At 69.8% G+C, this 11,650-nt stretch carries 10 protein-coding genes; 4 read left to right on the top strand and 6 right to left on the bottom strand.

Annotated elements, in window-relative coordinates; genetic code table 11:
* Nucleotides 1-55 precede the first annotated feature (55 nt).
* Both ABZ795_RS03010 and ABZ795_RS03005 read left to right on the top strand, forming a co-directional pair.
* On the top strand, nt 56-1,228 hold the full coding sequence (locus ABZ795_RS03010) for a DNA recombination protein RmuC (RefSeq protein ID WP_357528370.1): 1,173 nt from the start codon (nt 56-58) through the stop codon (nt 1,226-1,228).
* 162 nt (nt 1,229-1,390) lie between these two features.
* Nucleotides 1,391-4,657: a S8 family serine peptidase gene (locus ABZ795_RS03005; protein WP_357528368.1), complete on the top strand. Its 3,267-nt coding sequence runs from the start codon at nt 1,391-1,393 to the stop codon at nt 4,655-4,657.
* 102 nt (nt 4,658-4,759) lie between these two features.
* On the opposite strand, the gene ABZ795_RS03000 is transcribed toward ABZ795_RS03005, so the two are convergent.
* Genes ABZ795_RS03000 through ABZ795_RS02990 form a run of 3 tightly spaced genes read right to left on the bottom strand, consistent with a single transcriptional unit; the run spans nt 4,760 to nt 7,169 of the window.
* Nucleotides 4,760-5,650, bottom strand: coding sequence for a hypothetical protein (locus ABZ795_RS03000; protein ID WP_357528366.1), 891 nt, complete (start codon nt 5,648-5,650; stop codon nt 4,760-4,762).
* A 51-nt stretch (nt 5,651-5,701) separates the two neighbouring features.
* On the bottom strand, nt 5,702-6,136 hold the full coding sequence (locus ABZ795_RS02995; RefSeq protein WP_357528364.1) for a hypothetical protein: 435 nt from the start codon (nt 6,134-6,136) through the stop codon (nt 5,702-5,704).
* A gap of 55 nt (nt 6,137-6,191) precedes the next feature.
* Nucleotides 6,192-7,169, bottom strand: coding sequence for a 4-hydroxy-3-methylbut-2-enyl diphosphate reductase (locus ABZ795_RS02990; RefSeq protein ID WP_357528362.1), 978 nt, complete (start codon nt 7,167-7,169; stop codon nt 6,192-6,194).
* Between the two features lie 159 nt (nt 7,170-7,328).
* On the opposite strand from ABZ795_RS02990, the gene xseA reads away from it, so the two are divergent.
* Both xseA and ABZ795_RS02980 read left to right on the top strand, forming a co-directional pair.
* Complete coding sequence (gene xseA / locus ABZ795_RS02985) at nt 7,329-8,561, top strand: exodeoxyribonuclease VII large subunit (RefSeq protein WP_357528360.1); 1,233 nt, start codon at nt 7,329-7,331, stop codon at nt 8,559-8,561.
* A gap of 60 nt (nt 8,562-8,621) precedes the next feature.
* Nucleotides 8,622-8,843, top strand: a complete 222-nt coding sequence (locus ABZ795_RS02980) for an exodeoxyribonuclease VII small subunit (RefSeq protein WP_327022726.1) — start codon at nt 8,622-8,624, stop codon at nt 8,841-8,843.
* Nucleotides 8,844-9,032: 189 nt separating this feature from the next.
* Here the strand turns inward: ABZ795_RS02980 and ABZ795_RS02975 are convergent, their stop codons facing one another.
* The 3 genes from ABZ795_RS02975 to ABZ795_RS02965 all read right to left on the bottom strand — a co-directional run bounded on the left by ABZ795_RS02975 (nt 9,033) and on the right by ABZ795_RS02965 (nt 11,608).
* Complete coding sequence (locus ABZ795_RS02975) at nt 9,033-9,872, bottom strand: hypothetical protein (RefSeq protein ID WP_357528357.1); 840 nt, start codon at nt 9,870-9,872, stop codon at nt 9,033-9,035.
* Between the two features lie 191 nt (nt 9,873-10,063).
* The gene (locus ABZ795_RS02970; RefSeq protein WP_357528355.1) at nt 10,064-10,864 is read right to left on the bottom strand and encodes a hypothetical protein; all 801 of its coding nucleotides are present in this window, start codon (nt 10,862-10,864) and stop codon (nt 10,064-10,066) included.
* 102 nt (nt 10,865-10,966) lie between these two features.
* Nucleotides 10,967-11,608 carry a DUF4245 domain-containing protein gene (locus ABZ795_RS02965; protein ID WP_327022729.1) on the bottom strand — a complete coding sequence of 214 codons (642 nt, stop codon included), beginning with the start codon at nt 11,606-11,608 and terminating at the stop codon, nt 10,967-10,969.
* Nucleotides 11,609-11,650: the final 42 nt, after the last annotated feature.

Genomic DNA, 11,650 nt, shown 5'->3' with positions numbered 1-11,650 from the left:
CGGCATTTCCGGCCCCGACGCGGCACCGTCGGCACATCTTTGGCAAGCTCCTGGGATGGAGCTAGCGACCCTGGCAGTGGTCGTCGTCTGTCTCGGCGCGGGCGGCGCGGTGGGCTGGTTCGCGGCCCGCTCCCGCGCGGCCACCGAGATCGCCCGGCTGGACGCCACCCTGCGGGCCACCCGCGAGGGTGAGGGGCGGCTGGAACAGTCGATGCGGGCGCTGAGCTACGAGGCGACGGCCCAGTCCCAGGAGGCGGTCGCCCGCGCGGTGGCCCCACTGCACGACACCCTGCGCCGCTACGAGCAGCGGGTGGCCGAACTGGAACGTGACCGGGTGGACGCGTACGCAGAGCTGCGTGAGCAGGTCAGGGCGATGAGCAGCGTCTCCGGCGAGCTGCGCACCGAGACCAAACAGCTGGTCGCGGCGCTGCGGGCCCCGCAGGTACGCGGCCGGTGGGGCGAGCACCAACTGCGTCGGATCGTCGAGGCGGCCGGCATGTTGGAGCACTGCGACTTCTCCGAGCAGGTCACGGCCGCCACCGACCAGCAGACCGTACGCCCCGATCTGGTGGTCCGGCTGCACGGCGGCCGGACAGTGGTGGTGGACGCCAAGGCCCCCTTCGACGCGTACCTGACCGCGATGGAGGCTCGCGACGAGCGCAGTCGTGACACCCAGCTCGATGCCCACGCCCGGCATCTGCGGGCCCATGTGGACGCGCTGGCGGCGAAGTCGTACTGGACGGCCTTCGAGTCGACCCCGGAGTTCGTGGTGCTGTTCGTGCCGGCGGATCCCTTCCTCGATGTCGCATTGCAACGCGACCCGACCCTTCTGGAGCACGCCTTCGCCCGCAACGTGGTGCTGGCCACTCCGGCCACTCTGGTCGCAATGCTGCGTACGGTGGCCTGGTCCTGGCGGCAGGAGCAGTTGGCCCGCAACGCGGTAGCGGTGCATTCCCTGGCCCGGGAGCTCTATGGTCGACTTTCCACCCTGGGCGATCATGTAGCCAAACTCGGCAGCTCACTCGGCGGCGCGGTGACCGCCTACAACCGGGCGGTGGGGTCGCTGGAGGCCCGGGTGCTGGTCAGCGCCCGCAAGCTGGCTGAGCTGGGGGTTTCTGACCAGGAGCTGTCCACACCGGCTCAGGTGGAGTTGGCTCCCCGGCAGCCGCAGGCTCCTGAGCTGCTGTTGGAGGAATCCAACTGGGAGGGTCGAACTCGGTCAACCTAATCGGGTTCTTATCACCTTCGATGTGACATTGGGCGTCCCACGTATCACGAGATGGTCACAACGTACCTGTCGGTAGTGACATTGACGGTCGGCACCACGAAGGATTTCGCTCACGCGTGCCCTGCATCTGAGGGCGCCTGAGTTCTCTGGAGGAAAGAGAACGTGAGCAGACCCCGAAACCTGAGCCGGCGTACTTCCGCCGCGCTCTTCGCCTCGGTCATGGCGGCGGGTGCCGTGTCCGTGGTGGGCGGTACCGCCACCGCGAGCGCCGCTCCTGCCGGAACCGACCCGGCCCAGGTCACCCCCGCCGAGGCCCTGGGCGAGCACGACGCCAAGCTGCTCGCCGAAGCAGAGGCCAAGAAGGCCCCCAACGTCACGATGATCGTGGCCACCGACAAGGGCAAGGCCAAGGAGGTCGCCGACGACCTCAAGGACCTGGGTGCTGCGGTCACCCAGCGTTTCGACACCATCGGTTACGTGCTGGCCAAGGTGCCGACCAGCAAGGCGGTCAAGGCCGCCACCCTGCCCGGCGTCTCGGCCGTCGACCTGGACGAGAAGATCCAGCTGCCCGACCCCAAGCCGGAGGTCGTCCAGGGCGGCAAGAAGGGCGACAAGCAGGGCGACACCCTCAGCGGCCCGGGCGCCAACACCCCCGCCGACAACCCCTACATGCCGACGGGCGAGACCGGTGCGGTCAAGTTCGTCAAGTCCAACAAGAAGTGGGACGGCCGGGGCGTCACCATCGGCGTCATGGACTCCGGTGTGGACCTGGAGCACCCGGCGCTCCAGCGGACCACCACCGGCGAGCGGAAGATCGTCGACTGGGTCACCGCCACCGATCCCCTGGAGGACGCCAGCTGGCGCCCGATGCTCAACCAGGTGACCGGCCCGTCCTTCACCCTCGCCGGCCGCACCTGGACCGCACCGGCGGGCACCTACCGGTTCAACCTGTTCAGTGAGTCGATCACGAACAACAGTGAGCCGGCCGGTGACGTCAACCGCGACGGCGACCGCACCGACCAGTGGGGTGTCCTGTACGACCCGGCCACCAACAACGTCTGGGTCGACACCGACCAGGACGGCGACTTCACCGACGAGGCCCTGATGCGGCCGTACAAGGAGAAGTTCGACGTCGGCTACTTCGGCACGGACGACCCGGCGACTCCGGTCAAGGAGCGGATGTCGTTCGTGGTCGAGTACCGCAAGAACGTCGACACCACTCCGGTCGGCGGCCCGGGTCTGGTCGACTACGTCAACATCGGCATCATCGAGAGCGCGCACGGCACCCACGTCGCCGGCATCACCGCCGCCAACAGCATGATGGGCAACAGCGCGTTCAACGGTGCCGCCCCCGGCGCCAAGATCGTTTCCTCCCGTGCCTGCTCCTGGGGTGGTGGCTGCACCTACGCCGCCCTCACCACCGGCATGGCCGACCTGGTGATCAACCGTGGGGTCGACGTCATCAACATGTCGATCGGTGGCCTGCCGGCGCTCAACGACGGCAACAACGCCCGCGCCACCCTCTACAACAACCTGATCACCACGTACGGGGTGCAGATGTTCATCTCGGCCGGTAACTCCGGTCCGGGTGTGAACACCATCGGCGACCCCTCGGCGTCGAGCAACGTGGTCAGTGTGGCCGCCAGCGTCAGCAAGGACACCTGGCTGGCCAACTACGGCTCCGTGGTCAAGAAGAAGAACGCCCTGTTCAACTTCTCCTCGCGGGGTCCGCGTGAGGACGGCGGCGCCAAGCCGAACATCGCCGCGCCGGGTTCGGCCATCTCCACCACCCCGGTCTGGCAGGCCGGCAGCCCGGTCGCCGAGGCCGGCTACGCGCTGCCGCCGGGCTACGCCATGTTCAACGGTACGTCGATGGCCTCCCCGCAGGCCGCCGGTGCCGCCGCCCTGCTGCTCTCGGCCGCCAAGGCCAACCACCTGGGGGTCACCCCGGAGGCGCTGCGTCGGGCGATCTACACCTCGGCCAAGCCGATCGCCGACACCCCCACCTACGCTCAGGGCTACGGCATGTTCGACGTACCGGGCGCCTGGAAGCTGCTCCGCAAGGGCGTCCAGACCCGCTCGTACACCGCTGACGCCCCGGTCTGCACCCCGCTGTCCAGCCAGCTGGCCACCCCGAACCAGGGCACCGGCATCTACAACCGCTGCGACTCGGCCAACGGTGGACAAAAGATCAACCAGTCGAAGTCGTACCAGGTGAAGCTGACCCGGACCAGCGGCCCGGCCGGCAACATCAAGCACTCCATCGGCCTGCGTGGCAACAACGGCACCTTCTCGGCGCCGAAGAACGTCACCCTGCCGCTGAACCAGACCGTCACCATCACGGTCACCGCCAAGCCGAAGACGGCCGGTGCGCACAGCACCATCGTCACCGTGGACGACAAGGCCACCAACACGATCGACTTCGAGTTCTCCGCCGTCGTGGTGGCCTCGAACGACGTCGTCGAGCCCAACTTCGCCTACTCGGCGCAGGGCTCGGTGGACCGCAACCACACCACGTCGTACTTCGTGACGGTGCCCCCGGGTGCCGGTGCGTTGCAGGTGAACCTCTCCGGCATCGCCACCGCGTCGCAGACCCGCTTCATCGCGTTCAACCCGTACGGCGTCCCGGTGGAGAGCACCTCCAGCCTGGCCTGCTTCACCAACCACGTCAGCACGGTGGTCTGCAACCCGTTCGAGCGTGACTACGCCAACCCGATGCCGGGCATCTGGGAGATCGAGGTGGAGTCCCGGCGTACCTCGCCGTCGCTGAACAACCCGTACCAGATCCAGGCCCGGGTGCAGGGCGTAGCGGTCGAGCCGGCCGTGGTCGAGCTGCCCTCGGTCACCACCGGCACCCCGACCCCGGTGACCTGGTCGCTGAAGAACACCTTCGGCCCGGTCACGGTGACCGGTCAGGGTGGTGCGCTGTCCAGCACCCACACCGAGCGCCCGACCATCGTGGAGCTCGCCGTGCAGGAGTTCACCGTCGAGGTTCCGGCGGGGGCCACCAGCTTCACCGCCCGCATCGGCAACGTCTCCAACGCCAGCGCCGACCTCGACCTGTTCGTCTACCGGGGCGCCACCCTGGTGGCGTACAACGCCGACGGCGACTCGGAGGAGTTCGTCACCCTCAACAACCCGGCGGCCGGCACCTACACGGTCGTCGTCGAGGCGTACTCGGTCGACGGCGCGGGCGGCAGCACCGCGTACGACTACCGGGACTCGTACTCCTCCCCGGCGCTGGGCACCCTGACGGCGTCCAGCAACAGCCTCACCCTGGCGCACGGCGCCACCGGCACCCTGACCGGTACGGTGACCGCCCAGTCCGCCCCGCCCGCGGGCCGGACCCTCTCCGGTGAGCTGTCCGTGGTGACCAGCGAAGGCGCGGTCGTCGGCCGCGGCTCGGTCAACATCGGCTCGGTGAACTGACCCAGCACCACCGCACCACCCAGGGAGCCCGCCTCCGGATCCACCGGAGGCGGGCTCCCGCCCGTTCAGGCATGTCTCTGGCTGCGGACTTTCGCTCCTGGCCTAGCCGATCGCCGGCCTCGGCTGATCACCCTTCGCCCGGCGCCGATCCGGCCGGTCGGGGCGCAGTCCCGCCACCAGCAGCAGGTATCCGGTCAGTTCGGCGGCGACGGCCAGGGCCGGTGCCATGACCAGGATCGGGCTGACCATGACGCCGGTGAACACAGTCCCCCGGGTCGGGGACAACGGCAGCAGTGTGTACGGGGCCAGCGCCGCATCGATGTGGAACAGCGCTGCCACCACCAGCAGGACCGCACCACCGGTGGCCCGCCGCCGACCCTGACCCAGCAGTAGCGCAGCCAGCAGGAGGGCGGCCAGGGCGAGCGCCAGGGGCGCGAGCACCGCGGCGGCGAGCACCTCAGTGCCGGGCTGCCCGTCGTGCTGGTCCGCCAGCTCGACCTCCATCGTGTTGCGGCGCACCTCGACCACCCGGAACACCGCGTACCCCAGCACCGGCCCGCCGGCCAGCAACAGCCCGATCACCAGCCGTCCACTCGCCGGGGAGTCGGTTCGCGGCCGTCCCCCGGCGGTTGCCCGCCGGTTCACGAGGGCCAGCAGCAGCACGAAGACCAGTGCCGCCCAGGTCAGTTCAAGCCCGGTCCACAGCCCCTCGGTGAACTCCGGAGGCGGACCGGGCTCGAGGAGGTGCCACCGGTAGCCGGCGGCGGCAGGATCGACCGGCATCGTCGACCAGGCGTCGACGGCCACCACGACGAGCCCGGCCGGCACCACCCAGCGCGGCGACGGCAGACCGACTACCAGCGCGTACGCCAGGATCAGGGCCACCGCGAGGACCTCGGCGTGACGCAGGATCGGCGCGGAGGTGAGCACACCCGCCAGGTGTACGGCGAACAGGAGCCCTGCCGACGGCAGGAGCAACGATCGTAGACGCATCGATGCATCCTGCCGTCCGGACAGGATTCTCGCGCCCCCGGCGGGGCTACCTCAGGCGCGCTTGGCGGAGGCGACCTTGAAGGGGGTGCCCTGCTGGCAGGTGGTCATCAGGCCCGGTTCGGGTCGCCCGGTGACCGTCACGGCGGCGCCTGCGGTCAGCACCTCGCGCGGGCCGCCGAGCAGCAGGTAGCCGTCGAGCAGCAGGCATCCGGGCTCGACCCCGGACTCGATCTGACCGGTCAGGGTCATCTCACCGGTGGAAGTCGGCTGCGGCGGGCCGCCCGGGCGTTTGCCGGGTCGGCCCAGCGGGCCGGTCGTGTCCGTCGGGTCGGCCGCCGGAGGCTCGGTCGGGTCCGGGGTGGGCAGCTCGGTCACGGTTGGCGCTCCCGTCGGGGTGGCGGTGCCGTCCCCGGCGCCCTGGCCGGCGCAGGCGACGAGCGCGGTGCAGACGATCAACGCCGTGGCGGCGATCCGAAGGGTCCTCATGCCAGCCTTTGACGTGGTAGCCGGGTGATCCGTTCCATCTTCTCGGGTGGGCCGCTCAGCCGCGGGCCGCCGCAGCGGCCTTCATGTCGCGCTTGAGTTCCTGCGGCAGGGAGAAGGTGAGTCGCTCGTTGGCGGTCACCACCTCCTCCACGTCGGTGTAGCCGCGCGCGGCGAGATGGGTCAGCACCTCCTGGACCAACTCGTCCGGGACGCTGGCTCCCGAGGTCAGGCCCACCGTCTGGGCGCCGACCAGCCAGGCGTCGTCGATCTCGTGGGCGAAGTCGACCAGGTGCCCGGCCCGGGCGCCCGCGTCCAGGGCCACCTCCACCAGGCGTACGGAGTTCGAGGAGTTACGCGAGCCGACCACGATCACCACGTCGCACTCGGCCGCGATCTCCTTGACCACGTACTGACGGTTACTGGTGGCATAGCAGATGTCGTCGCTGGGCGGCGACTGGAGCATCGGCAGCCGCTTCTTCAGCCGGGCCACCGTCTCCATGGTCTCGTCCACCGACAGGGTGGTCTGGGACAACCAGACGACCTTGTTCGGGTCACGCACGGTGATCCGGTCGGCGTCCTCCGGGCCGTCCACCAGCTGGATGTGCTCCGGGGCCTCGCCGGCCGTGCCGATGACCTCCTCGTGGCCCTCGTGACCGATGAGCAGGATGTCGTAGTCCTCGGCGGCGAACCGCTTCGCCTCCTGGTGCACCTTGGTCACCAGCGGGCAGGTCGCGTCGATCGCCTTGAGGGAGCGCTGCTTGGCCTGCTCGTAGACCTCGGGTGCCACCCCGTGGGCGGAGAAGATCACCGTGGCGCCCTCGGGAACCTCCTCGTTCTCCTCCACGAAGATCGCGCCCTTGGCTTCCAGCGTCCGCACCACATGCTTGTTGTGCACGATCTGCTTACGCACGTAGATCGGCGCACCGTAGAGCTTGAGGGCCTCCTCGACGGTCTGCACCGCCCGGTCGACGCCCGCGCAGTAACCGCGGGGCTTGGCCAAGAGCACGCGCTTCCCGATGCCAGCCTCAGTCACCCCCCCATCCTACGCCCGCCCCCACTCCCCCACCGCCTGCAGCTGTTGATCATGAGGTTGGCGGCAGTTTTCGATCTCCACGCTGCCGCCAACCTCATGATCAACGGGGCTCGATGGGGTGGGGTGGGTGGGGGTTAGGGTGGGGGGGTGGGTGATGGGGTGGGTGGGGGGACGGGGGCCGGCAGCTCGGGGGCCAGCAGCTCGGAGGAGCCGTGGCCGGTGCGGGTGGTCAGTCAGAAGATCGGCGCCTGGGTGGCTCGGCTGGGCTGGGTGTGGGTCGACGGGCAGGTGGCGCAGATCAGCCGGCGGCCGGGAGCCAGCACGGTTTTTCTGACCCTGCGTGATCCCTCGGCGGAGCTGAGCCTCACCGTCACCACCAACCGGGACGTGCTCGACTCCGGCGCTCCCGAGCTGCGTGAGGGTGCCCGGATCGTGGTGCACGCCAAGCCGGAGTTCTACGCCGCCCGGGGCACCCTAAGCCTGCGGGCCGACGAGATCCGCCAGGTCGGCCTGGGTGAGCTGCTGGCCCGGCTGGAGAAACTCAAGAAGCTGCTGGCCGCCGAAGGGCTGTTCGACCGGGCCCGCAAGCGACGGCTCCCCTTCCTGCCGCAACGCATCGGGCTGATCACCGGTCGGGCCAGCGCCGCCGAACGGGACGTGCTCACCAACACCCGCCGCCGCTGGCCGGCCGTGGAGTTCCGCACCGTGAACGTCGCCGTACAGGGCCCCGGTGCCGTCACCCAGATCATCGACGCCCTGAAGGTGCTGGACAGCGACCCGAGCGTCGACGTGATCATCCTGGCCCGGGGTGGCGGTGGCATCGAGGATCTGCTGCCCTTCTCCGACGAGGCGTTGTGCCGGGCCGTGTTCGCCTGCCGTACCCCGGTGGTCAGCGCGATCGGCCACGAGACGGACGCCCCGCTCGTCGACTACGTCGCCGACGTACGCGCCTCGACCCCGACCGACGCCGCCAAGCGGGTGGTGCCGGACCTGGCCGAGGAGATCCGCCTGATCAACCAGGCACGGCACCGGCTGCACCGGGCGGTGCACCACCTCCTGGATCGGGAGAGCCACCGGATCGAGGCCCTGCGCTCCCGGCCGGTGCTGGCCCGCCCTCAGGTGATGGTCGACCAACGGGCCGCCGACCTGGCCGCCCTGCGCCAGCGGGCCGAACGCAACCTGGGCCACCGCCTGGCCGCCGCCGACGACGACCTGCGGCACACCCTGGCCCGGCTGCGGGCCCTCTCCCCCGCCGCCACCCTCGATCGGGGGTACGCCATCGTGCAGCGGTCCGACGGCCATGTCGTCCGCGCGGCCGACCAGGTCGGCCCCGGTGACCCCCTGCGGGTACGCCTGGCCGAGGGCGAACTGGCCGCCACCGTGACCACCTGACCACCGCAACCCGCGGTGCGGTGGCGGGAGGTGTCGGAGGGTTGTGTTGAGATGGATGCGATGACTGACGAGCAGACGAGCGGGCCCGACGAACGGCTCAGCTACGAACAGGCCCGGGCCGAACTCGCCTCGGTGGTGGATCGGCTGGAGGCCGGCGGGACCTCCCTGGAGGAGTCCCTGGCCCTCTGGGAGCGGGGTGAGGCACTCGCGGTGATCTGTCAGCGCTGGCTGGACGGGGCCCGCGCCCGCATCGAGGCCAGCCGACAGAACGCCGCCGGCTGACCGCCCCACGCCAAGCCAACCGGTAAGAACGCGGCCGAGCGATCGCGCGGCGACAGACCCAGCCGGCTGACCACCCCGCGCCGCGCCAGCCGACAAGACCCCAGCCGCGTGATCGCGGTCAGCCAGTGGAGCGCAAAGAGTGATCGCGCGACGCCAGGTGGTGAACCCGGGCCGCGCGATCGGTGGTGCTCAGTCGAAGAGGTTGTACAGCTCCGGCGGCGCCTCGACGACCTGGTCGGCCGGGGGCTTCTGGGCTGCGGTCGCGTTGCCGTAGTCGCTGTAGGTCACCCGGATCTCCTGGGTCGCCGCCCCCGCCTGAACCCCGGGGATCTGCAGGACCATCTCGGTGAGCCGACCCTGGGTGTCCGTGGTGGCGGTGAAGGGCACGGAGTTCGCCTGCGCGCCGAGGGCCGTGATCATGCTCTGGTCCAGCGAGCCGGCCTCGGCCGCCTTGGACAGGTCGATGGTGCCGGCGTACGCACCGTCGCCGGTACGGCGTACCTCCGTGATGGCCTGGGTGAGCACCGCACTGCCGGCGGGGTCGACCTTGTCGAAGTCGAAGCCCAGGTTGCGGTTGCCCTGGATGCGGCTCTGGTCCAGGTGCTGGTACTTGCCGAGGCTGAGCTTGTCCCGCCCGGGGACGCTGGACGCCGCCGAGCCCTGAAGATCCAGCTTGACCCAGCTGTCCGGCTTGGCGTGGATGAGGTCGAGGGTCATCGCCAGGTCATCGGTCGGCTCGCCGATGCTCACCTTCATCTGGGCGCTCTGGCTGGGCTGGTGGACCTGCCCCTCGGCGGTGGAACCGGCACCGGACATCCGGAACCGGAAGTTGCCGTTGCTGATCTCCCGGGTGGAGTCCAGCAAGGCCTGCTTGGCGTCGGCGTCGCCGGCCGCACCACTGGCGGTCGTGGTGGCCGACGGCGTGGCGGTGGTCCCGGCGGTGCCGTCACCGGTGGTGGTGCAGGCGGCGACTCCGGGCGTAAGCAACGCGGCGGCCATCAGGCCGGCGCTCAGTCGTCGAACGGTCATCGGTGTCTCCCAGCAGGGTCGCCCGACGCATCTCGCGCGCCGGAGGCTGTCTTCTCTGTTCCCTGCCGGCCGGTCGGGCAATCACCTACTCCGGCACCGACTCCCGGGATCCCGGCCCGCCACCCACCCCACAGACGCCGAACGGGGAAGCGGATCATGCCCGCTCCCCCGTCCGGGTGACACCTGTCGACCTAGCTGAACATCTCCAGGAGCTGCTCGTTGGCCTCGACGATCTCGTCATCCGCCGGCTTCTTGGCCGGGCTGGCCGCACCGTAGTCGGCGTACTTGACCGTGATCTCCTGCGCCTTGAGCTCGCCGGCGGCCGGCACGGAGAGCACCAGCTCGGTCAGTCTGCCCTGGTCGTCGACCTTCGCGGTGAAGGGGATCTCCTTGGCCTGGTCACCCAGGGCCTTGAGCATGTCCTCGTCCGCGGCCACGGAGTCCTTGGCAGCGGTGATGTCGATCTTGCCGCTGTAGGTGCCCGGGCCGGTCTCCTGGACCTCACCCAGACCCTTGAACATCTCGGCGGAGTTGGCCGGGTCGGTGCCGTCCTTGAAGATGTCGAGGCTCTTGGCGTCGCCGGCCTTGGTGGCGTCGACGTGCTGGTACTTGCCCTTCATGTCTTCCGCCCCCGGGAGGCTGGCGAACAGCTCACCCAGGTCCATCTTCACGTAGCTGTCGGCGTCGATCTTGATGATCTCCATCTCCATGGTGAAGGTCTCGTCGCCGGCCTTCATGGAGAACTGCGCGCTGTTGCTCGGCTTGTGGACGCTGCCGCCTCCCTTGATCGACTCCGAGTCGATCGTGAAGGTGAAGTTCCCCTCGTTCAACTCCTTGGTGGAGGCGACCAGGGCCGTCTTCGGGTCCTTCGGGATGGAGGCCGCCGTGCCCGACCCGCTGGACGAGTCGGTGGCGTCGGAATTGCAGGCGGCTACGCCGGGAACCAGCAAGGTGGCGGCGAGAACGCCCACGCTCCAGCGTCGAATCTTCACAGAAAATCTCTTCTCAAACTGGGAAAGCCGGACGGTTCACACCACCCGAGAAACGAACGCCGGAAGCGTAACGGATCGGACCGACATCTCGCGGCCCGTAAATCAGTCCACGGCGCTGGCCATCTCCCGCAGTTCGTTGTCCCGGGCATCGCCGATCACGATCACGGTGCGGTCCGGCTGAAGCAGCACCAGGGCCTGCTCGTTGCCCCGCGCGGTGTACCGCTGCCAGGTGCCATCACCGAGATCGGTCTGCCCCTGCGGTTGTCCCGCGTCGGTGAGTTCGGTGGGCAGCAGTCGCTCCGGCGGCACGTTGCTCTGCACCAACTGGACGCCACGTCCTTCCGGGGTGACATATCCCACCCGCAGGGTGGAACCCCCCTCTACCGCGCGGTAGGAGGCCCGGATGGGTTGCCATTCCTTGCTCAGCCCGGAGGGCACGCTCACCGGGAACTCCCCGGCGGATTGCGCCTGCTCGAAGGCCGGCACCGGATCGATCGGAGTCGGCTGGTCGCCGCCGAGAAAACCCCGGTAGAAGGCGAGCAGCAGGGCAATCGGGATCAGCAGCACCAGCAGGGAGATGGCCATGTCGCGGGGCGAGCGGGTGGAGGCCGGCTTCCCGGGCGCCGCCGAGGGGCCCGGAGGCCGGTCAGGTCCGCCCGGGCCGCCCCGCCGCTCGGCGGTCGGCCGGGCATCGCCCGGCGGCTGGTCTGCGGGTTCGCGGTCGGCAGGCAGTGCAGATTCCACCCGACCATTCTGGCAGCCGCCCGACCGGCGGTATCCGGCCCA

Source organism: Micromonospora sp. NPDC047134, assembly GCF_040643455.1.
Taxonomy (GTDB): domain Bacteria; phylum Actinomycetota; class Actinomycetes; order Mycobacteriales; family Micromonosporaceae; genus Micromonospora.
The sequence above is the reverse complement of the archived record's forward strand: the minus strand, read 5'-3'. Positions and strand labels throughout refer to the sequence as shown.

Excerpts from the sequence above, each read along its gene's own strand:
- ABZ795_RS03010 (WP_357528370.1), top strand. The coding sequence starts at position 56 with ATGGAGCTAGCGACCCTGGCAGTGGTCGTCGTCTGTCTCGGCGCGGGC.
- ABZ795_RS03000 (WP_357528366.1), bottom strand. The coding sequence starts at position 5,650 with ATGCGTCTACGATCGTTGCTCCTGCCGTCGGCAGGGCTCCTGTTCGCC.
- ABZ795_RS02995 (WP_357528364.1), bottom strand. The coding sequence starts at position 6,136 with ATGAGGACCCTTCGGATCGCCGCCACGGCGTTGATCGTCTGCACCGCG.
- ABZ795_RS02980 (WP_327022726.1), top strand. The coding sequence starts at position 8,622 with ATGACTGACGAGCAGACGAGCGGGCCCGACGAACGGCTCAGCTACGAA.
- ABZ795_RS02975 (WP_357528357.1), bottom strand. The coding sequence starts at position 9,872 with ATGACCGTTCGACGACTGAGCGCCGGCCTGATGGCCGCCGCGTTGCTT.